The 20,127-nt window shown below is 40.5% G+C and carries 20 protein-coding genes; 5 read left to right on the forward strand and 15 right to left on the reverse strand.

Features of this window, described 5'->3' with window-relative positions; translation table 11 throughout:
* The first annotated feature begins 115 nt into the window (after positions 1 to 115).
* The gene (gene arfB / locus BW139_RS13700) at positions 116 to 529 is read left to right on the forward strand and encodes an alternative ribosome rescue aminoacyl-tRNA hydrolase ArfB (RefSeq protein ID WP_008110786.1); all 414 of its coding nucleotides are present in this window, start codon (positions 116 to 118) and stop codon (positions 527 to 529) included.
* A gap of 53 nt (positions 530 to 582) precedes the next feature.
* On the opposite strand, the gene BW139_RS13705 is transcribed toward arfB, so the two are convergent.
* From BW139_RS13705 to BW139_RS13730, 6 genes are all read right to left on the reverse strand, one after another.
* Complete coding sequence (locus tag BW139_RS13705; RefSeq protein ID WP_076920040.1) at positions 583 to 1,632, reverse strand: DUF2955 domain-containing protein; 1,050 nt, start codon at positions 1,630 to 1,632, stop codon at positions 583 to 585.
* Positions 1,633 to 1,643: 11 nt separating this feature from the next.
* Positions 1,644 to 2,708 carry an HlyD family secretion protein gene (locus BW139_RS13710; protein ID WP_076920041.1) on the reverse strand — a complete coding sequence of 355 codons (1,065 nt, stop codon included), beginning with the start codon at positions 2,706 to 2,708 and terminating at the stop codon, positions 1,644 to 1,646.
* Between the two features lie 2 nt (positions 2,709 to 2,710).
* Positions 2,711 to 3,187, reverse strand: coding sequence for a MarR family winged helix-turn-helix transcriptional regulator (locus tag BW139_RS13715; RefSeq protein ID WP_008110790.1), 477 nt, complete (start codon positions 3,185 to 3,187; stop codon positions 2,711 to 2,713).
* Between the two features lie 91 nt (positions 3,188 to 3,278).
* Positions 3,279 to 3,992 (reverse strand): type 1 glutamine amidotransferase, encoded by a 714-nt coding sequence (locus BW139_RS13720; protein WP_008463913.1) that lies wholly within the window; start codon positions 3,990 to 3,992, stop codon positions 3,279 to 3,281.
* A gap of 72 nt (positions 3,993 to 4,064) precedes the next feature.
* Positions 4,065 to 4,928: a spermidine synthase gene (locus BW139_RS13725; RefSeq protein WP_374750610.1), complete on the reverse strand. Its 864-nt coding sequence runs from the start codon at positions 4,926 to 4,928 to the stop codon at positions 4,065 to 4,067.
* Positions 4,929 to 4,947: 19 nt separating this feature from the next.
* Positions 4,948 to 5,574, reverse strand: a complete 627-nt coding sequence (locus BW139_RS13730) for a fused MFS/spermidine synthase (protein ID WP_008110797.1) — start codon at positions 5,572 to 5,574, stop codon at positions 4,948 to 4,950.
* Between the two features lie 286 nt (positions 5,575 to 5,860).
* On the opposite strand from BW139_RS13730, the gene BW139_RS13735 reads away from it, so the two are divergent.
* Complete coding sequence (locus tag BW139_RS13735; protein WP_008110799.1) at positions 5,861 to 6,469, forward strand: hypothetical protein; 609 nt, start codon at positions 5,861 to 5,863, stop codon at positions 6,467 to 6,469.
* Between the two features lie 200 nt (positions 6,470 to 6,669).
* Here BW139_RS13735 and BW139_RS13740 read toward each other — a convergent pair whose 3' ends face one another.
* A complete protein-coding gene (locus tag BW139_RS13740; RefSeq protein ID WP_076920042.1) occupies positions 6,670 to 7,170 on the reverse strand; it encodes a lactoylglutathione lyase family protein in 501 nt (166 codons plus the stop codon).
* A 104-nt stretch (positions 7,171 to 7,274) separates the two neighbouring features.
* On the opposite strand from BW139_RS13740, the gene BW139_RS13745 reads away from it, so the two are divergent.
* On the forward strand, positions 7,275 to 8,141 hold the full coding sequence (locus BW139_RS13745; RefSeq protein ID WP_076920043.1) for a LysR family transcriptional regulator: 867 nt from the start codon (positions 7,275 to 7,277) through the stop codon (positions 8,139 to 8,141).
* A 37-nt stretch (positions 8,142 to 8,178) separates the two neighbouring features.
* Here BW139_RS13745 and BW139_RS13750 read toward each other — a convergent pair whose 3' ends face one another.
* Genes BW139_RS13750 through BW139_RS13775 form a run of 6 tightly spaced genes read right to left on the reverse strand, consistent with a single transcriptional unit; the run spans position 8,179 to position 16,278 of the window.
* Complete coding sequence (locus BW139_RS13750) at positions 8,179 to 9,258, reverse strand: heparan-alpha-glucosaminide N-acetyltransferase domain-containing protein (protein ID WP_076920044.1); 1,080 nt, start codon at positions 9,256 to 9,258, stop codon at positions 8,179 to 8,181.
* On the reverse strand, positions 9,242 to 9,880 hold the full coding sequence (locus tag BW139_RS13755; RefSeq protein WP_076920045.1) for a hypothetical protein: 639 nt from the start codon (positions 9,878 to 9,880) through the stop codon (positions 9,242 to 9,244). Before BW139_RS13755 ends, BW139_RS13750 begins: the two co-directional genes overlap by 17 nt.
* Complete coding sequence (locus BW139_RS13760; protein WP_076920046.1) at positions 9,873 to 12,221, reverse strand: GNAT family N-acetyltransferase; 2,349 nt, start codon at positions 12,219 to 12,221, stop codon at positions 9,873 to 9,875. The genes BW139_RS13755 and BW139_RS13760 overlap by 8 nt, the downstream gene beginning before the upstream one ends.
* A gap of 24 nt (positions 12,222 to 12,245) precedes the next feature.
* Positions 12,246 to 13,424, reverse strand: a complete 1,179-nt coding sequence (locus BW139_RS13765) for an MFS transporter (protein ID WP_076920047.1) — start codon at positions 13,422 to 13,424, stop codon at positions 12,246 to 12,248.
* On the reverse strand, positions 13,421 to 14,740 hold the full coding sequence (locus BW139_RS13770; protein WP_076920048.1) for a lysine N(6)-hydroxylase/L-ornithine N(5)-oxygenase family protein: 1,320 nt from the start codon (positions 14,738 to 14,740) through the stop codon (positions 13,421 to 13,423). Before BW139_RS13770 ends, BW139_RS13765 begins: the two co-directional genes overlap by 4 nt.
* Positions 14,740 to 16,278, reverse strand: coding sequence for an aspartate aminotransferase family protein (locus BW139_RS13775; RefSeq protein ID WP_076920049.1), 1,539 nt, complete (start codon positions 16,276 to 16,278; stop codon positions 14,740 to 14,742). Before BW139_RS13775 ends, BW139_RS13770 begins: the two co-directional genes overlap by 1 nt.
* A gap of 384 nt (positions 16,279 to 16,662) precedes the next feature.
* Between BW139_RS13775 and BW139_RS13780 the strand changes: the two genes are divergently transcribed.
* Positions 16,663 to 17,112, forward strand: a complete 450-nt coding sequence (locus tag BW139_RS13780; RefSeq protein WP_076920050.1) for a GyrI-like domain-containing protein — start codon at positions 16,663 to 16,665, stop codon at positions 17,110 to 17,112.
* Between the two features lie 66 nt (positions 17,113 to 17,178).
* Here BW139_RS13780 and BW139_RS13785 read toward each other — a convergent pair whose 3' ends face one another.
* Both BW139_RS13785 and BW139_RS13790 read right to left on the reverse strand, forming a co-directional pair.
* Positions 17,179 to 17,859 carry a haloacid dehalogenase type II gene (locus BW139_RS13785; protein WP_076920051.1) on the reverse strand — a complete coding sequence of 227 codons (681 nt, stop codon included), beginning with the start codon at positions 17,857 to 17,859 and terminating at the stop codon, positions 17,179 to 17,181.
* Positions 17,860 to 18,033: 174 nt separating this feature from the next.
* Positions 18,034 to 18,699 carry an FMN-dependent NADH-azoreductase gene (locus BW139_RS13790; RefSeq protein ID WP_076920052.1) on the reverse strand — a complete coding sequence of 222 codons (666 nt, stop codon included), beginning with the start codon at positions 18,697 to 18,699 and terminating at the stop codon, positions 18,034 to 18,036.
* A 131-nt stretch (positions 18,700 to 18,830) separates the two neighbouring features.
* On the opposite strand from BW139_RS13790, the gene BW139_RS13795 reads away from it, so the two are divergent.
* Positions 18,831 to 19,682 (forward strand): LysR family transcriptional regulator, encoded by an 852-nt coding sequence (locus tag BW139_RS13795; protein ID WP_076920053.1) that lies wholly within the window; start codon positions 18,831 to 18,833, stop codon positions 19,680 to 19,682.
* Positions 19,683 to 20,127: the final 445 nt, after the last annotated feature.

Consider the following 20,127-nt stretch of genomic DNA (forward strand, 5'->3'; position numbering starts at 1 on the left):
TATTTAGCAATTATTAGATTGAAAATAGCAATGACCGCCTATCTAATTAGTTGAATCACCACAAGTCAATGTACTGATGTTATAATACATTTTTTTGCAAAAAGAGCGGGGCACTATGTTAACTATTTCAAACAGCGTAACCATTGATGAATGGGAAGTAGAGCTAAGCGCTATTCGCTCGCAAGGCGCTGGCGGACAAAATGTCAATAAAGTAGCCAGTGCTATACATTTACGCTTTGATATTAACCGCTCTAAATTGCCCGAGTTTTATAAAGAGCGGCTGCTTGCTTTAAACGACTCAAGAATAACTAAAGAAGGAGTGCTGGTCATTAAAGCCCAGAGCCATCGCACTCAAGAGCTCAATAGGGAAGATGCGCTAAAACGGCTAAAAGATCTAATTTTAAGCGCCACTAAGGTTAATAAGGCACGTCGAGCCACCAAACCTAGCCGTAACTCACAGCGTAAGCGTATGGATAAAAAAACCAAACACGGCCAAACCAAAGCTCTCCGCGGTAATATTAAGCTATAACTTAAGTAACTCTGGTTAAGCATATAAAAAGGGCTGCGAATGCAGCCTTTAATTTAGTCATAGGTATGATGGCGAGTGACACTAAATCGGTTAAGAATTCGATGCACTACATACACCGCGCTTAAACTTACCGTTACCGCAACAGCCACCGAGCTAAACCGATATAAAGCGCTGTATACTAAATCTTGCCCTGGGCCTAACGATTGACCAAATAAAATCCCAAAGGTGGTTAATACCCCAAATCCGACACCCGGTGGACCGCCGCCTAAAATATGAAATCGACTGAATATAAACGATAATATCCATAATATAGCCACTGGAAACAGCAAAAAGTCGGTATGGTTATACAGCACTAATTGCGAAATCAATGCAGCATTACAGCCTATCAATGTACCAATAATACGTTGCCAACTTGCGGTGCCCGCCGCTTTAAAGCACAACGAAAACAAAATTAAAATAGACGCCGCTTGCGCTGAAATTGAATCTTGCAAATCAAGCACCTGAAAAACCACAAACGACAAAGTAGCAACCGTGGCACATAACAGCACCTCGTGACGAATACTTTCTTTATCCTTATGGGGCACAGCGCGCATGGGTCGCGCTGTCACATCAGGAAACAAGCCATGCATCAGCAACGCAATAATAATGGTAATAAATATAGCCATACCATTACTTAAAATAAGCGGGTAAATACTACTAGCTTGGTCAACATGACTGGCAAAATGTAACTGAATCGATAAACTCACCGCCCCCAAAGCACCAAATAAAAACGCACCACCAGAGCTCATTAAGTAAAATAACACGCAAAAACTAGCAAAAATAATGAGCGTCATTAACACCGGTAAATGCGAAAATAAGCCCTGTAAAATAAGTACTATAAACGCACTGTAGGCAGCACTGGCAACAAATTGGCGAATCACATCTTTGTTAATACTTGGCACTAAACCGAGTAATAACATGGGGTAAACTGTAAAAAATATTCCATTGGGCCAATTCATTAACTTGCACAAAGTAAAACCAATAGTACAGCCGCCAGCAATACGAAGCGCTTGGCGTAAGCCATTTGAATCGAGTTGTGGCGCTTGGCTAACATGTTGTGTCATTACTCGCCCCACTAATAAATGTAATGTAACCAACTAATAAAACGGATCTGTACTGTTCCCAACCATTGACCTAAAGCCGATTGCGGAAGTAACTGCACAGTAGCACGCGCACCACTGGGCATATTATTTATAAGCTGAGTGTTATTTGGCAGCACTAAATGAATACGTTGACGCTGGGCATCGCGAACCCAGCGGTTGCTGGTTTCGGTGGTGCTAAGTAATCCATTCGCACTAAGTTGCCCGTCACTAACACCTGCTTCAAAGGTTTCAATTTTAGCGTCGAATACTTCACCAGGTCGGCTATCAAATACCACTTTTGCTAAACTGCCTGGCTGCATATTTAATAGTGACTTTTCACGAAAATCGGCCACCAAATCCGCTTTCTTTGCCACAACCGCGAGTAATGGCTTACCCGCAACCGCATAGGAACCTTCAAGTAACTGTAAATTAGCCACAACGCCATCACTTAAAGCGCGCACTTGGGTATAAGATAAATTAAGCTCAGCTTGGGCTAACTGATTGGCCGCATGACGCAGTGCTAAGTTATCTTGTCCTGAATCGCCACGCGCTAAAACAGCTTCTGCCAACTGTGCTTCAAAGGCAGCTAAATTAGATTGGCTTGCGGCAAAATTAGCCCGAATGCTTTCAAGCTCTTGCTCCGAAATAGAGTTTTGTTTGTAGAGTGTTTCGCCACGCTTTTTTAATAGCTGCTGCTCATGCAATTTAGCGTTAGCTGCACTTATTTGTGCTTCCAGCGCTTTTACATTGGTATCAAGGCGTTTATTTTGCAGTTTGGCATCATCAAGCGCGAGCTGCGCTTGCTCAAGTGCTAGTTGGTAAGTGTTTTTGTCTATTTCAAATAATACATCACCCGCTTTAACCGTTTGATTGTTGCTGACCAATACATCAGTAACACGGCCGTTTATTTGCGGCGATATTTGCACAACCGGATGGTAAACCCGTGCTTGTGGCGTAACCGGCAGCCATACATCGGCAACAATATAATAGAAAAATACAACAATAAAACCAACGAGCGATACTTTAACGTAGCGGGCAAATTTTTGATCGGGTGTCATACTTATTTATCTCCAGATAAGCTTGCAATACAACGCCGCGCATTTTCTTCCATTTGCACTAAACTATGCGCCATACCGTCAAGCTGCTCCGTGCTTAAGCCTGCATATAAACGCTGTTTAATATCGCTTGTGAGCTCTTTTAAGTGTTCTAATAACTTTATACCCTCATCGGTAAAGTACAATTTTTTACTGCGTTTATCGTGCTCATCAACTTGTCGAATAACCAGATTTTGCTGCTCTAATTGCTTAATGGTGCGCGTTAATGAGGGCATTTCAATACCTAAGCTAGTCGCCAACGCTTGTTGTGTTGCCCCTAAAGGTAAATGATGTAAGTGGATCATTGCCGTCCAGCGCGACTGAGTTAAACCTAGCGGCTCAACCGCCAATGTCACCGCTTCTCGACATAAGCGATGCACTCGGCCCATATTGCCGCATAAGGTTAAATCGAGTGTTTCATGAAAAGGAATAGTGCTGCTCATAGGAACTCTTGCTTGTGAATATCCAGCAAATTTTAGCATTAGTTAGCAGGCTAAGTAAATAATTGGTATTTTAGCTTCACGTCAATAAGTTTTATTTAGACAAATAATGCGCAGCAAGCTTGTCTAAAAAAGTATAAAGTTTAGCGTTCATTTCACTATAGTCATGGCTTAAGAGCTTTTCGGGCTGTTCAACAAAGCAGTAATTATGAGCATTGCTTAAATCATCGTTGGCAATGAGGAGGGTAACCACCTCGGTAGTCAATTCCATGTGGCATTGAAAACCAAATACTAAATCGCTATAAGCGACTATTTGCCTTGGACAACCTTCACTATAGGCAATAATACTGGCTGTAGCAGTTAGCCCTGGCATGTCGTTATGCCAATGCCCTACATTAAGCTCACTACCAAAATGGCTAAATAAAGGATGATTCAAGCCTGTATCGGTGAGGGTAATCGCAAACTTACCAATTTCTTTTTCTGGACTGGGTTGATAGGCCGCGCCTAACGCTTCACCAATTAATTGTGACCCCAAACAAACGCCCAATACCACTTTGTTTGCAGTGATCGCGCTGGCAATAAAGGCTTGTTCTTTTTTACTATCAAAATAAGGGCATTCTGCAAGCGATGTAGCGGGGGATTGTGGCCCACCCATTACGATTAAAAAATCGATATCATCGGTGTGCTGAGGTAAGGGATCAGCTAAATAAATACGGGTATAAGACAACGTGTGGCCATTCATTTTAGCCCAAGCTTCATAAGCGCCTGGTGCTTCAAAATGTTCATGAATAATAAAGTGAATGTGCATTGCCGTTTCCTTAAAATATTATCTGTTTAATAAAGTAACGGTCACCGGATATAAGTGACCATGTAACAACCCCTAAAAGTTAAGTAAATTAGCTGGAGAGTATTGATCGGTTAGCACCTTAGTATCACTTGGCCAATCTTTACCATCTTTAGTGAAAAACATACGCTGGCTAATTGCCTTTATATCTACGTCATAAGGGGCAAGTAACGGAGCTAGCTGCGTCACCCGCTGCGCTATTTGTTGCTCTGTAGGGATATTGCTATAACCAGCTAAAATAATACGATTACTATTATTATTGGCTGTTACATTAATAAAATCGCCAAATACCGCATGATAGGTTGCCGACTCATGTTCATAGAGTTTGCTTGATGAAAACGTGTTAGCAGCAACAATTCCGTCTTCGGCTAATACGCTTTTTATTTCTTCAAAAAACTCTTTAGTGAGTAAGTGCTCAGGAATGTAATCGCCATTAAATGCATCTAAAATAATCCAATCAAATTGCTGCTTTTTAAGCGCCGCACGTTTAATAAAAATACGCCCATCTTGCACTTTAGCAGTTACCTTATCGGTTTCTATAAAGTTAAAATAATCGCGCGCCACTTTAATTACTGCGGGATCTATTTCAACATTTTCAATGTGTGCCTTTGGATATAGCTCATGAATCATATTAGAAAGCGTACCGCCCCCTAAACCAATAATGAGCACATTTTTAGGGTTATCAATCAGTAACAAACTAGAAAAAGCCAACTTAGTATAATTAAATACCAGTTTTTTAGGGTCGCTGATATACATACAGCTTTGACTGCTTTGTCGGGTTTTTTCATCAAACTTTAAACAGCGTAAGTCACCGGTTTCTTCAACTAATAAATTTCGATATAAAGAACGCTCTTTATGGACAACATTACTCATACTGTAAGCTGAAAATAGCAGCGCCATAATACAAATAAACAATAATTTAAGCTTGAGCATAAACGGCCTCTCGTACTCTAAGTTTATCAAAAGTAATAGCAATCAAGCCAAGTGTGCCCAACACCCCAGCAAAACCTAAAATAATGGCGTTAACATCAAACGCCAGTACCATATAAAAAGAGGTAATAATGGTGCCCAGTGCACTGCCTAAGGTACTGACAAAATAAAGCCCGCCAGCCACTTGGCCGCTGCGCTCACTATTGGTAACCAGCAAACGTACCGAGTAAGGCGAGATCATGCCTAAAATAATGGTAGGTATAAAAAATAACGCGGTTGAGGCGAGTAACGAGCCGTAGCGGCTGTCTTCAATATGCGAAAAAATAAATGCCATAATTGGCTCAGCAAACAATGCAATTGGCACCACCATAATACTGGCGACTAAAAAAATTAACCCATATTTAGTTAGCGAAGGATGACGAATAGACAGCTTACCTCCCAGTAAATATCCAAATGATAAGCTAAGCATAAACACAGTAATAATACTGCCCCAAATATGCACGCTACTGCCAAAGTAAGGTGCTAAAATTCGCCCACCTAACAGCTCTATTCCCATAATACTAAAGCCACTGCTAAAGGCTAAAAAGTAAATTAATGCATTTGTTTTTGTTAACATTATATTGTTCTTATTGTGTTATTTTCATCCATCTTAACGTGATGTAAGCGAACAGGCTAGCGTATGTCTAATTTAGGTGTTAATAATTAAAAGGCGTGAAATAATCGGTTGTTTTAAACTATAAAAATAATTAATGCCGCTGCTGTTAACCCCCCTTTACAGTTTCTTTAATCGTATAAATAGCTGTCTGCATTATGATATTTTAGGTACGCTGCATTTTAAAACATGTTATAAATATCACACTACAAATACAGCTAATCCAGTTGGATTGAAAGGACAAGAATCAATGGATACAAGCGGCAACAATAGCTCGGTAGTTATTTTTCTTATTTCAGCATGTTTATTGTTACCCTTTTTGGAGAGCATGCATGGTGGAGCGCTTTGGGGATTAAATTGGCACTCTCCACGGCTTATGGATACATTAAGCCATCATCTACTTTATATAAAATTGGTGTTGGTAATTACGGGTTTAATACTGCTTTTCACCAAACCTGAAAAAATTAAAAGCATAATTAAAAATAAAATAGCCCAGTGGTTGTTCTTTATCATTCTTACATTAGTCGCTTTAATACAAATTCCTTTTTTATGTTTAGGGATTTTATTCAATGGTTCTTCATTATCAACCCCTGATTATATTCACAAACAAAGCACGTTTACTGATCGTACTATTTATATTTACACCGCAGACCCTGGAGCAATGGGGAAAGCCTACCATTATGCGTATTTAAATTGCCCGCTAGCATTTGGCCGTTATGAGCTAAAGCAAATTGCTAAACTAAATTGGATGCGCGAATACACGTTTTACATTGAAAAGAATGACCTGATAGTAATTGATAAAAATCCTGATGGTTTAACGCATACTTTCGATATGAGTCATGTAACCTGCTCCAGCTAATATCTCCTTTTTATAATTAGCTTAGGTTATAGCTTTCAATCAAGTCTCCATAATTGCCCTTAATGCTAATAAAAATTTCGACTTAAAGCCGAGTTATTAGCACTAACTCATTTAGATCATGTATTCTTTTTAAACACAAAAAGCCGCAGTAATAAATACTGCGGCCTTTGTTTGTAGCTAAATGCTTTCAGCTAGTGCTTTTAATAAGCACCAGCTCTGTATATAAGCTCGTAGCTGTGGCTGTAAATCTCAAGGATGTTACCAAACGGGTCTTCCATGTAGATCATGCGGTACGGCTTTTCACCAGGGTAATAGTAGCGTGGCTCTGGCATACGTTTTTTACCACCTGCAGCAACAATACGATCCGCTAAGCCTTCTACATCTGGGTCTTGTACACAGAAATGGAAGATACCGGTTTTCCAGTATTCAAAGTTGTCTTTAGGGTTTTCTTGGTCTTTAAATTCAAAAATTTCTACACCAATTCGGTCGCCTGTTGAAAGATGCGCTATTTTGAATTTTTCCCAATTTGGACCAAATACATCGGTACACATTTCGCCAATTGGGCTGTTGTCTTCAGTGATCACGGTAGGCTCCATTATGGTGTACCAGCCCATCACCTTAGTGTAAAACTCTACGGCTTTTTCAACATCCGGTACTGAAATACCAATGTGCGAAAAACTACGTGGATATGTATGACTCATAATAAATACTCCTACTTAACTATGTTTAGTTGATGGAGTGAGTTTACGAACTGACCAACATTAAGTAAAATTATCATTAATCATCATTTTGAGTATATTTTGTAATGATAAACCCGACATGGTTAAACACGTTTTGTACTTTAGTTGAGGTAAATCACTTTACCCAAACCGCCGAGCGCCTTTATATGACCCAGTCAGGCGTAAGCCAACATATAAAAAAGTTAGAGCAGCAACTAGATTGCGCCTTGCTTGAGCGCCACGGTAAACAATTTACGCTTACCGTTCAGGGGCAAAACTTGTATCAGCAAGGCAGCTTATTATTAAAAGAATGGCAGTTTTTAGAGCAGCAATTAAAAGATGATTCACCTTACAGCGGTTTAGTAAAAATACAGTCGCCAGGCAGTTGCGGGCTAAAGTTTTACAATCAACTATTAGCACTGCAAGTAGAGCACAAGAAGCTAATTATAGATTACCGCTTTGCTCCAAATACCAATGTTGAACAAGCGGTGGCCAATCATAGTGCCGATATTGGCTTTTTAACTCAAGCGCCTACCCTTAGTGAAGTTACCAGCCACAAAATTGGTAAAGAATCCCTATTATTAGTAACGCCCGCACATATAGAAAACCCAACGTGGGAGGTTTTATGTGAGCTTGGCTTTATTGGCCACCCCGATGCAAAACATCATGCGCAGCTTTTACTTAGCGAAAACTACAGTGAATTTGAACATGTTGATCAAATTAAGCAAACGGGGTTTTCTAACCAAATAAGTTTAATACTGGAGCCGGTAAGTTTAGGGCTGGGTTTTACGGTTTTACCCGCACACGCAGTAAGTGCTTTTAATAAACCTGCGCTTATTAAAACGCATCATTTAACCAAACCAATTAGCGAAAATATTTATGTGTGCCATCACCGAAATAGGCCGTTAGCAAAGCGTATGCATTGCGTTATTGATGCGATAAAAGCAGGCTAGGGCAGCCAAATCAGCGCCCGTAAAGCCCCTTTACAGCTTAAGCTGTACGTTTGGTTTTTTGCGTAATGTCTGTGAGGCTCTGTTTGCTTTTAAAATAAACCTTGTGCACAGCAAAAGTAAGTAAAGTCATCAGTACCATCATACAAAGTGTCGGCCAAAGGCTGAGAGTATGATAACCAAGCGCCCCCATAAACCAGCAAATAAGTACCCATTGAATAACATAAAGCGCGGTTACATGTTTACTGGCATATAAAAGAGCACGTGTAATAGGGCCATTATATTTATCAGCAAAAATAAACTGTATAGCCGCTAGTGCACATAAATTTAAGCCAATTAAATAGCTAATACCGCCGCCATTTAAATGGAAAAAGTTGCCAAACTGACCTTTAAAATCAATGGCTAACCATATGCCGCCAATAACAAGTAAAGCAGCACCTAGTTGTGCACACACTTTGTATAAGTAATCGGCATTTTGTCGATTACTAAGGTATAAACGACCAAGTACATACCCCGTTAATATCGCACTTATCCAAGGAAAAACCGGAAAATACACCTGATAGTTATTAGCGAAAAACAAATCACTAATATAAGGTGAAAGCGTAAATTGCTGCCCCCTTACAAACTGGCTCAAAACTGCAATTGCAATGGCTAAAACCGCAATCCATGTTGTTTTCCAACGGGCAATATTAAGTGCCCCAAACAGCAATAAGCTAACTCCAGCCAGTTGTAAAATATCACCTGTTAACACCATAAATTGTAACTGCCCAGCACTTAGCGGGCTTTGCCAGCCATAAGCATTTATAAACGCCTCGGGCATGGTATTAAATACTTCAATAGGTAGCCAAAACTTGGCCGCATTCATTAAATAAGCAAGCAGTAAAAGCTGTAAACCTCGCTTAATTAACAGTAAGGGGGTTTGCCTACGCGAAAGCGCCATAGATAGCCCCATTGCCACTAAAAACGAGGCGGTGCCTTTGCCAAGTATATGCACAACCGTACCAAATATACTTTCACTTTGAAGCGTCGTGGAGGCATACATCCATAAGGTATGCACAATAATCATAATAAAAACGCTCGCACCACGCGCAAGATCAATCGTTTTAAGACGTTGGTTCATTGGTTTTAATGTCCTTTTTAGGGCAGGTTTGGCATTTGCTATAACCGGCTAAATAATAGCGGCAACAGGTTAAACGCTGGGGTTTTTCAGTAAATGGCGCATCAAGATTAAAGTGCTGACAAATAAGGGTGTGCAGCTGACGATGGCAATTATTGATATGTAAAGTGGTAGCAAGGGCTAAGCTATGAGCTCGCTCAATGGCGCTACTTAATGAATCGAGTAATAACCGTGCTTGTTCTTTTTTACCCAGCGCATAGTCGGTATTTATCCATTCACCAACTTGGCTTATAAAATGAGTAAACGCTTTGGTTTGCTCTGTTTTACTTACTAACACGTCATTACTCAGGTTAAACCCACGACAATAAGTGCCATTTACCGCTAACGGCATGTTAATGGGATCAGCCGTACTTTGCTTGCAAGCAAACCAATAGCAATAAGCGTAAATAGCTTGCCAGCAAAGCTGTAAATACAAATGCCGACTAATAAATTGCTTAGGCGCAGTAGGGTACTGCGCCTTACAACGAACTGTTAAAGCGCGCACTAATAATAAGCTCGGTTTAAAAGTTCGTTGCACGGGTTGTTGGCAATATAAAAACTGCGCAAGGGTAATCGGTTTAGCCATACAGCTTTGCCGATACGGGGTTGTTTAAGTTACCAGCAAACTGCAAACTACCTGCCGGATCCGTTAAATCAACCATTTGCTCATTATTACCTAACTGTAAGCGGTTTAAACAAGAGTGTGCAAACTCATCACTAAAAAAGTCATACTCTTTAAATCGCTCATTTAAAGCAGGGTTAGCATGTTGATACGCTTTAACACTTTGCGTAACACACTGCCAAAAGTCATGCTCTGTAATACGCTCTTCTCGCACTAAAATTGCTACTAAGTATCTAAAGAAGCAGTCAAATACATCGGTAAATATACTTAACAGCTCAAGCTCTTTAGGCATAGAAACATGAATACGTTCAACCCCTGCAGGCAATACTTCAGTGCTATTAAGTAAGGCAACCTCTTCACCTATGTCTTTCATATATGCGCCCACAGGCACCGAGTTTTTAAGCTTTAAAATGAGGTTTTCGCCGTGAGGCATAAACACTAATTTATGCGCGTAAAAACAATGTACTAGCGGAATTAAATAGGCATTAAAGTAGGCACGTAACCACTGCTGCGAGCTCAAACCACTTTGCGTTATCCATTCGCCCACTAAACTTTGGCCATTATTATCTAAGTGTAATAACGCTGCCATGGTGGTCAGTTGTTCATCACTATTTAAATTATGGTTTGGGTTTTCTCGCCATAAGCAAGCAAACATTTTACGATAGGGTGTATCACCTAGCGCGTGTTGCTCAAACGTATGGTGGGCATAGCCTAAGGTGGCGTATTCTCTAAGCGCTGTAAAATTAGCGCCTGCGAGTTGTTGATCTTGGCTAACCTTAGCAAATACCCAATCGTTAATGGCAGGAGTCACCGCCATGTAAGCACGCGATAGGCCACGCATAAATCCCATATTTAAAATCGACAACGCCACTTTTAAATACGGCTTATGCGGGTGCGAGCAATTATATAAGGTACGAATTGATTGTTGCGCTTGATATAAATCGTCACCTTCACCTAAATACACTAATCGCTGATTTGCCAACTCATTTGCAAATACCACACTCAATTTGTGTTGGTACTGCCAAGGGTGAGCAGGAATGAGTAAGTAATCATCGGGGTTTAGGTTTTGAGCTTTTAGCGCTGTGTTAAACGCATCTCGAGTGGTTAAATCTAGTTCATCACTTATATGGCTTGGGTAATCGGAAAAGTATTCACTATGGGCAAAGTCGCATACCGCTTTATGCGCTGCTAACCACAGTACTTTAAACGGTTTGCCTACTTCTGGCGCATAACGTAAAAAGTCAGCTTTACTAAAACCAATGCGGCCATTATTAGCAACAAAGGCAGGATGCCCTTCACTCATTGCGGCTTCTATTTTTTGCAGCCCTAAATTAGCTAACTGCGCCGCTGTTAACGTGTTATTTTCACGTTTAAAGCACGCACTGGCTAAAGTAGCATTTAGCTCTTCAAGGTAGGTGGCAAGGCGCTTACCCGTTAAACCTAGCGCAGGCCCTTGCATACTAAAAAAGTGCAACACATCTAGCGGCTGCAGCTCTTCGTTAAGGTTGTAAAAGCATAAGCTTGGCTCATCTATATCTATATGATTCAGTGCCATAGCACGGCCATTAAAAATAAAGTAACCGCCTTCAACATTCACTTTAAAGCCTTGCTTTGTTGTCTCTGCAGCCAATAAACGCTCGTGCACTAGCTCAGTCAGGGCTTTAGCTTGTAAATGTCGGTTTGCCCATTGCCAATGTGGCTGTATCACGTAATCAGTTTGCAAAGGTGCTAACGAATCAGTAAATAGTTGGCTGTGCCTATCAAAGGCTGCTTTATTACAAAAGCCTAAATAAGCGGCTTTTTCGCCTAGTTGAATTTGCTGGGTGTGCACAAATCCCAAACGTTTATTTAAAGTATGAATTTTACTATTAGCAATGTCGGGCTCAACCACAACACGGGCGGCACTGTTTTGAGCAAAAATACTTTGCAGCACGCACTGCATCATTTCAAAACTAAAATGGCGCTTAGGTGCCGTGTTAGGCGCTAATAAAATATGCATACCCACATCATTAGGTTCAACCTCGTACGCCGCTTTCATTAAGCTTTCGTGCTCTGGGCTGTAAAGCTCAATTAAAGCCAATAGGTTATTATTTTGCTCGATCACGTATGCCTGATGATGAGGCGTAACAAAAATATCTTGATACGCTTTAGTTATTTGTTGCTCGGTTTGCTGCTGCATACCCCAAAAGTGCGCATACGGTTGCTTAAGCCAATCGCAAACTGTTGGCATATCTGTTTGTTGTAATAACCGCATCGTCACTTTGCCGGTATGCTGTAGGGTGGTTACAAAAGATGAAAAATACATATAAACTCCAATAAATCTTAAAAACTAAGACGCTGAACGCGCAGTTCGAGCAACAGCCTTAACCCGCCAAAGCAAAATAAAGGCAAGGCTTGCAAAGCCAATGGCAGCAAAGTAAAACACAACCGTTGTTGAAAGGTGCTCTACGCTCATACCCACTAGTAACGACGCTAAAATAACCCCGATATTTTGAGCAATGTGCACTTTGGCAAAGTCGCTGCCGTAATGTGCAGGCTCACTTTTAGCAAATAGCATTACCTCTAGCAGTACCATCACTTGGAATAGCGCAAAACCATATAAAACACGTGATAAAATCACTAACCACACCGACTCCTGCGCTTGTAAATAAAGCCCAAGCGCCCCCAAAATAAGTGCACATAACAAAGTGCTAGTGCGGCTTAATGTTGGCAGTGGTAAATGCTGCCTGAAATGGTTAAAAACCAGCATAACAAGCGCAGCAAAAGCAGGAATGGCGTATACAACAGCACTTTGCAACGTGCTGCTTTGTGCGTTTAATGCTTGCCAATGAGTAGTAAAGAAGGGGCGAATTAAAAACGCGCTAAAATAAACCACCACACTTAAAAAGCAAAATTGCCAAATAAAATAGGGAATACGCTCTCGCGGTTTTTCAGTCGCTATTGCTTGCTGATAAATACCTGTTTTTAATGAATACATTAAGTAGCCGCATAATAAAACCTGAACTAGGTCACCGGCACTACTGAGTAATAACGCATAGCGTGGCTCTGCTAAACTAAAGAAATAACCACCAATTAAAGCACCACCAATCGCACCAAAATGCATCAATACAGAAAACAAACCAATAATAGATAAATGCTTAGTTTGTTGCTCTAATCGCAGTGCAAATGGGTATATAAGTAGGTAGCTTGCCTTTAGCACCAACATTAGTTGGTAGTAAATCCAAAACTCCCATACATTGGTAGCAAAGTAACAAAGCAGGCCAAAACCAGCGGCCACCACTTGGGTTACTAACCACAAAGCCAACTCATTGTATTTTTTAGCGACCTTAGCCCATAGTGGTAAAGCCAGCATTACAGTAATACAACAGTTAGCCACAAAGAGGCCGATTAACGTGGCGTTACTAATAGCAAATTCACTAGCAAAAAATTGCGGATAAAACGGTAGCAGCAAGGTATCGCATACCACCGAAATAACCGTCAGCAAAATTAGCGCTAAACGAAGACTCATGCCGCGCTACTCTGCTGTTGTGCTGATAGGGTTACATCGCTTAAATCAAAGTTTTGAAAGGCAATTTTTTGCTCAACCTGATAAGGCGCATAACCTAAAATTTCACGTAAAATAATACTATTACGGTAGCAAGCCATACCTAAATCTGGAGTTACAAAACCATGAGTATGCTGCTCGGCATTTTGTACAAAAATACGTTTTTGTTCGCTATCTACCGCATATTCACGGCTTACTAAATAACGACCTTGCTCATCTTGGGGTAATTGGTGGGCAATATTATTTAAAAAAGCAGGGCGCTGATATTTAAAGCCCGTGGCGCAAATTAAAAAGTCGGTTTCTATTGAAAAGGGCTGCTCAAGCTCCTGATGATAAAACTCAGTCAGTAAACGCTTACCTACTTTTTGAGTTCCTGTTAGCCTGCTGTTAGTTTTAAATGTAGTAGAAATTGGCCCATCAAGGCTTTGCGCGTAAAGGGTGTCGAAAATGTCGTTAATTAAATCGCCGTTAATGCCCTTAAATAGATTTTTTTGGTTTTGATTGAGCCAATCTCGCTGCTCAGTTTTTAAATTATAAAAGTAATCAACATACTCAGGAGAGGTCATTTCAAGGGTGAGCTTAGTATACTCAAGCGGAAAATAGCGCGGTGAGCGTGCTATCCAATCTAACTGCAAACCTTGCGGTACTGCTTGCTGCAATAAGGTGTGGTAAATTTCTGCTGCACTTTGCCCAGCCCCTACCACAGTAACTCGTTTAGCCGCCTTTAATTCATCAAGCCGATGACAAAAATCGCTACTGTGCATTACCTTATTTGAGTTACTTTGCACAGCGCAATCAGGAATATACGGTGCAGGCCCTGTGCCCAAAACAATATGGCGAGTCACATAATGTTGCGTACCATTGGGGGTGTTACAGCTAACGGTATAACACTCACTTTGCGGGCAAAACTCAACTTGAGTGACAGTTTGTTCAAAGTTAACATTTGAAAGCTGCGAGCAAACCCATTGGCAATATAAGTTGTATTCACGGCGCAATAAAAAAAAGCTTTCGCGAATATAAAACGGGTATAAACGATTATTTAATTTGGCATAATTTAAAAAGCTATACTGGCTGGTTGGATCTGCCATGGTTACTAAATCCGACATAAACGGAGTTTGTAATGTAACGCCTTCTAGCATCATTCCTGGGTGCCAATCAAATTCACTACGCTGTTCTAAAAACAGGCTTTTTACATCTTCGAGCGGTTCACTTAAACACGCTAAAGATAAGTTAAATGGGCCAAGGCCAATAGCTATAAAATCGTAAGGTTGATTATCCATTATGCAATTTCCCTATAAGTTTGCCATGCAATGTGGCTAATTTGCTCAATAACAGCGCGTACATCAGATAATTGGCACTGCGCATTAAGCAATGTAAATTTAAGATAATGACGACCATTTATTTTTGTACGGGCAATCATGGCTTCACCGGTTTTTAAAAACGTTTGTCGTACATGCAGGTTTAAAGAGTCGAGTAAATCAAGGTCATGTTTTAAATCATCAGGAGCAAATCTAAATACTAAGGCACTAAGCTCGGGGTAATTTACTACTTCAAAGTCGGGGTGATCGTTAAGTACAATATGCGTTTGGCGCGCAAGACCAATAACTTTATCGAACGCACGGCCAAGCGGTGCTTCTCCAGTGGTGCGCAGTGTTAGCCATAACTTTAAGGCATCAAAACGGCGAGTGGTTTGCAGGCTTTTATCAACCAAATTAGGCGTGCCATTTCCGGCCTCTGCTAATGGGTTTAAATAATCGGCATACAAAGTAATGTGGCTAAAATGACGTTTGTCGCTTAATAAAAAGGCACTACAACTAACCGGTTGCATAAATGATTTGTGATAATCAATCGTTATTGAATCAACCAACTCAATGCCATTAAGCGCATTGCGGTGGTGCTCGCTCACCAACAAACCGCCACCATAAGCGCCATCTACGTGGCACCATAGCTGCTCTTCTTTAGCTAGCATGGCAATATTATGGATTGGATCGATAGAGCCAAAATCGGTTGTGCCTGCGGTAATAACAACTGCAATGGGTAAATCACCTTGCGCTTTGCTTGTTGCTATGGCGGTTTTAAGTGCCTCCATATCCATTTGCATTTCGCTGTTTGTAGCCACCGGCACCACGGCGTCGTAACCTAAGCCCAGTAACGCCGCTGCTTTTTGAATACTAAAATGGGCCACCTCAGAGCAATAAATTTTAAAACGCGATGCAACAGCCGGTAAGCCCTGAAGTTTTACCTGATGCTCTGGCGCATATCGGCTTACTGCTACTTCACGAGCAACCAACATTGCCATTAAGTTTGATTGCGTGCCGCCACTAGTAAATACTCCATCGGCAGTGCTTGGCAATGCTGCTTTTTGGCATGTCCAATCAATCAGCTTTTGCTCAATTAACGTCGCGCCTGCACTTTGATCCCATGTATCTACTGAGGTATTAATAGCAGCAATAATATGTTCGGCCACAACAGCAGGGTAGGTTACAGGGCAGTTTAAATGAGCCATATAACGCGGATGATGAAAATACACAGCATGATCTAAATATACGCCTTTTAGCTCTTCAAGCACCGCCGGAAAGTCAGCCAATGGCTGTGATAAATCAACATCGTTTACGACTTCTGCTAACGCATTTACCGACACACCTGAAAATGGCTTTTGGGCTTTAGCCATCGCTTGCTGAACTGCCGACAACCCTTGCAATGACGCTATCTGATAATTAATGAACTGCTCTAAATTGAATTGTGGGGGCAAGCCGCTTTGTTCAAATACAGCCTGTTTTTCAATGGTATTAATATTTAACACGTGAGATTGAGACACATCAACATTCCTTGAGTACACTTTTTAGGTGCAAGGATCTTAATGATAATGATTTCCATTTACAATAATGAAAAAAGATTAGATAGCAACTTTTTTTAAATTAGAGCTAATAAGCTTGTCGTATATTTTTAACTAAAATCGATAAACTTCACTATTAAACGACAAGCATTACATGCAAAAAATAAACTTAAAAAAGAGAAAGTTAAGTAAATTATTTTAGCAGTAGCAAAGCCATGTTTAGCCATTACCACCTATTTAAATACGAGCAATAAATACGCAACTGAGCTTAATAATCATTATTTATGAAATATTTAATACAATATTTAAAGTATTGGCGGTTTTTCTGTTACGTTGGTGTTTGTATTAACGCTAAAGGACGTCATGATGGAAGTAAAGCAACTAGCTAGTCAGACCTTAATCGGCTTAAAAGTAAGAACCTGCAACGCCAATGAAATGAATGCTGGCACTGCAAATATAGCTGAACTTTGGCAAAAATTTGGTGAAAAGTTTGCCAACAGCCTTACAGAAAACACCAAAGTGTATGGTGTGTATACTAATTACGAAAGCGATCTCACAGGCGATTTTGACGTAATTGCCTGCTGCGATAATTTATCAATTAAACTCCCTGAAGCTAAAAAAGTAACCACCCAAGCGGGGCGTTATTTGGTATTTAAAGGTGAGGGTGAAATGCCCGATGCAGTAATCGATTTATGGGGCGAAATTTGGCAATACTTCAGCTCAGACGATTGCCGCTATGAACGTACTTACACCAGTGATTTTGAGTATTATAAAAACAGTAACGAAATAGAAATTGCCATTGCAATTAAAGACTAAAAAAGGCTAGGTTTGTAAGCGCAAACCTAGCCTTTCATTGGTGTAATTTAACCCCTGCCAACTAAATCACTGGTTATTACTGGCTAGCTTGGTTTTTAAATCATGTAAATTGCACGCCGTTATTGTAGGCGTTAGTTCCCAGGGATCAAAAATAGCCTCATTTGAGCGCTGTATCCACGCAGCACGCATACCGTGCGATAACGCCCCAATAACATCAAACGGGTTACTTGATATCAACCACGTATTAGCGCCGGTTGAATTTGCCTGACGTAAAAAGTGACTATAAACACCGGGGTTGGGTTTAAAGGTTTTAATGTCATCGGCGCTCACTACGCCTTCAAAGTAATCACTTATACCCGCCGTTTCTAGCAAGGTATTTACCGCACTGGCCGCACCATTAGAAAACGCAAACAACCGATAGTTTTGTGCTTTTAAGCTCTCAAGCCCTGCTTTAACATCATCGAATGCGGGGAGGGTTTTATAACGTGCTAATAACTGTGCTTTTTGCTCATCGCTTAAAGTTACCTTGTGCAGTAAACACGCATAATCAAGCGCCTGCTCAGTACACACCGAAAACGGCACGTAGTTTTGCATTAAGCCGCGTCTAAACGAATATTCAAGCTGTTTTTCACGCCAAGTAGTTGAAAATGCGTGCGCGTTATCACCAACCATATTTTCAAGTAACGACACCACGCCATGAGTGTTTATAAGCGTACCGTATACATCAAACGCCAGTGTAGTTGCCATTAATGACTCCTGTTTAAATCGTTACTAAAACGCAATTTTACTACTCAATATTAATCACCTTATCAGTTAATAATGTACAGTAGAAGCATCATGGCTTGAAGCCGTTACTGTAAACCCCCGTTACGGTTTGAGTAAAAATACCGCAAGGTAAATGCGGTATTTTATATTTAAATATTATTGATTACTTAACTGTAGCCCTAGCGCTGCTGCTTGGCTATAAGCATTATCGAGCGATAGTTGATGGCGTACATCGGCAAACTCTTGATATTCTGAGGCAATTTCATGAATGGTGCTCACGCCTAAATATTTACTCAATGTACGTAAGTGAGGCACTAAATGGCTCATATGCTCACGTATACCACCTTGCTCAAAACCAAACTCACCGGTTGAGGTGATCACAACTAATGTTTTACCTCCAAGTAGAGGTTGTAGCGGAAAGTCACCACGGGAAAGATCAAAATCAAAAGTTTGGTTAATACGTATTACTTGATCAAACCATGCTTTTAACTGTGCGGGCATACCGTAGTTATACATAGGCGAAGAAATCACAATAATATCGGCAGCGGAAACTTCAGCAATTAATGTATCTGACAGGGTCAGTAACTGATGTTGCTCAGCAGTCTTTTTATCATCAGGTGTAAATACTGCGCCTATCCAATCTTGGGTAATAAAAGGCGGAGGATTCACACCAACATCACGGTAAAAATACTCATCTATAGCTTGGCGCTTTGCAAAGCTATCAATAAAATGCTTAGCAATATTTTTAGAGATTGAATCGTGATCTGAGTTGTCGTTTTTAACAGCTCTTACGCTTGCATCAACGTGAAGTAGGGTAGTCATACTGTTTATCCTATTAGTAAATGTAGGTGAATCATCTTACTAACAGGCATATTTCACAAACGAGTAAACCTTAACTATAAATAAGTTATACTCATCTATAAGTTAATTCTATTTGGTGTGAATAATCCCCCATGCAAGTATCATTACAAGCACTCAAAGCCTTTGAAGCTGCGGCGCGTTTAGGCAGTTTTAAAGTCGCCGCGGATGAACTATCGCTCACCCCAACCGCTATTTCGCATCATATAAATAACCTTGAAAACCGTTTAAATGTGGATTTATTTTACCGCCAAGTTAGAAAAATCACTCTTACCCCCACAGGTGAATATTTAAGTGAAGCAACAAGCAACGGCTTTAACCTTATTAATCAAGCGCTAGCTACCGTACAAGCCAAAGGCACCGCCGTTAAAATAACCACTACGTCATCACTGGCCGCACTGCGTTTAATACCCGCATTACAGGAGCTATCAAAAAGTCAGCCCAATCTTGAAGTGGATATATCAACCAGTGAAGCCGTTGATAAGCAATTACACACCTTACCGGTTCGCTTTGGCCAGCAACGCAATATAAACGCAGATGATATTATTAAAACCGAACAATTTAACGTATTCGGCTCATACAAAGCCGCGGTTATCCCATGGCAAAACGGCCCAGTTACGCTCTATACCACTAAATGGAAAAACAACGCGCTAAGTGAGCCTCCAATTAAACAATGGCTTACTCAAAACAACTTAGATCCTGCGTTATTTAGTATTAAAACATTTGACCAAGAGCTATTTGGTATTCAAGAAGCTATGGCAGGCTCAGGACTGGTTTTTTGCTCAACCACGCTAGTACAACGATTATTAGACACCGAGTTACTTAAAAACTTTAATACCCACGTAGTTGAATCTGACTTTTGCTACTACATACCTAATAAGCAGCGCTTTCAAACCCGAAATACTCGCCTCGTTTTAGAATGGGTAGAAGGGTTGTTGAGTTTATAAGGGCTAGTTATAAATCTAATTAAGTAATAGCTAAAAGTAGGGTTTATTAGCCTACTTTTTCGGGATAGGCTTGTGAGTAGTCAGGTGTGAGCAAAAAACGATCATTGAGATTGGAGGAATATAATAGTTAATCAATTCATCAAACAGCTCTTTGCTCACATATTTTTAAAAATGAGCAAAGAGCGCATCTTGTTCTATTTAACTTTGCTTTAAATTTTTAGAAAACTTAATGATAGTAATACCTTAGGTTATTTGCTAAAACTATACAAAATAGACAAATGAGCGTGGCGTCGGCAGAAATATGCGCGATGAGCGCACTATTAAATTGTTGAACTAAGCCGCTACGCGGAGATCCTATTCTTATCATTTGAGCCACACTTACCTTGGGGTTATCCCATAACTTGGAGGTAAGTCATGAATACACTCATTGAACAAGTCAAAACTG

The sequence above is a fragment of the Pseudoalteromonas sp. SK18 genome (assembly GCF_001974855.1).
Taxonomy (GTDB): Bacteria; Pseudomonadota; Gammaproteobacteria; order Enterobacterales; family Alteromonadaceae; genus Pseudoalteromonas.

What these genes read in the sequence shown, in the direction of transcription:
- arfB (WP_008110786.1), top strand. Translation starts at nt 116, where the DNA reads ATGTTAACTATTTCAAACAGCGTAACCATTGATGAATGGGAAGTAGAG.
- BW139_RS13705 (WP_076920040.1), bottom strand. Translation starts at nt 1,632, where the DNA reads ATGACACAACATGTTAGCCAAGCGCCACAACTCGATTCAAATGGCTTA.
- BW139_RS13710 (WP_076920041.1), bottom strand. Translation starts at nt 2,708, where the DNA reads ATGACACCCGATCAAAAATTTGCCCGCTACGTTAAAGTATCGCTCGTT.
- BW139_RS13715 (WP_008110790.1), bottom strand. Translation starts at nt 3,187, where the DNA reads ATGAGCAGCACTATTCCTTTTCATGAAACACTCGATTTAACCTTATGC.
- BW139_RS13720 (WP_008463913.1), bottom strand. Translation starts at nt 3,992, where the DNA reads ATGCACATTCACTTTATTATTCATGAACATTTTGAAGCACCAGGCGCT.
- BW139_RS13725 (WP_374750610.1), bottom strand. Translation starts at nt 4,928, where the DNA reads ATGGCGCTGCTATTTTCAGCTTACAGTATGAGTAATGTTGTCCATAAA.
- BW139_RS13730 (WP_008110797.1), bottom strand. Translation starts at nt 5,574, where the DNA reads ATGTTAACAAAAACAAATGCATTAATTTACTTTTTAGCCTTTAGCAGT.
- BW139_RS13735 (WP_008110799.1), top strand. Translation starts at nt 5,861, where the DNA reads ATGGATACAAGCGGCAACAATAGCTCGGTAGTTATTTTTCTTATTTCA.
- BW139_RS13740 (WP_076920042.1), bottom strand. Translation starts at nt 7,170, where the DNA reads ATGAGTCATACATATCCACGTAGTTTTTCGCACATTGGTATTTCAGTA.
- BW139_RS13745 (WP_076920043.1), top strand. Translation starts at nt 7,275, where the DNA reads ATGATAAACCCGACATGGTTAAACACGTTTTGTACTTTAGTTGAGGTA.
- BW139_RS13750 (WP_076920044.1), bottom strand. Translation starts at nt 9,258, where the DNA reads ATGAACCAACGTCTTAAAACGATTGATCTTGCGCGTGGTGCGAGCGTT.
- BW139_RS13755 (WP_076920045.1), bottom strand. Translation starts at nt 9,880, where the DNA reads ATGGCTAAACCGATTACCCTTGCGCAGTTTTTATATTGCCAACAACCC.
- BW139_RS13760 (WP_076920046.1), bottom strand. Translation starts at nt 12,221, where the DNA reads ATGTATTTTTCATCTTTTGTAACCACCCTACAGCATACCGGCAAAGTG.
- BW139_RS13765 (WP_076920047.1), bottom strand. Translation starts at nt 13,424, where the DNA reads ATGAGTCTTCGTTTAGCGCTAATTTTGCTGACGGTTATTTCGGTGGTA.
- BW139_RS13770 (WP_076920048.1), bottom strand. Translation starts at nt 14,740, where the DNA reads ATGGATAATCAACCTTACGATTTTATAGCTATTGGCCTTGGCCCATTT.
- BW139_RS13780 (WP_076920050.1), top strand. Translation starts at nt 16,663, where the DNA reads ATGGAAGTAAAGCAACTAGCTAGTCAGACCTTAATCGGCTTAAAAGTA.
- BW139_RS13785 (WP_076920051.1), bottom strand. Translation starts at nt 17,859, where the DNA reads ATGGCAACTACACTGGCGTTTGATGTATACGGTACGCTTATAAACACT.
- BW139_RS13790 (WP_076920052.1), bottom strand. Translation starts at nt 18,699, where the DNA reads ATGACTACCCTACTTCACGTTGATGCAAGCGTAAGAGCTGTTAAAAAC.
- BW139_RS13795 (WP_076920053.1), top strand. Translation starts at nt 18,831, where the DNA reads ATGCAAGTATCATTACAAGCACTCAAAGCCTTTGAAGCTGCGGCGCGT.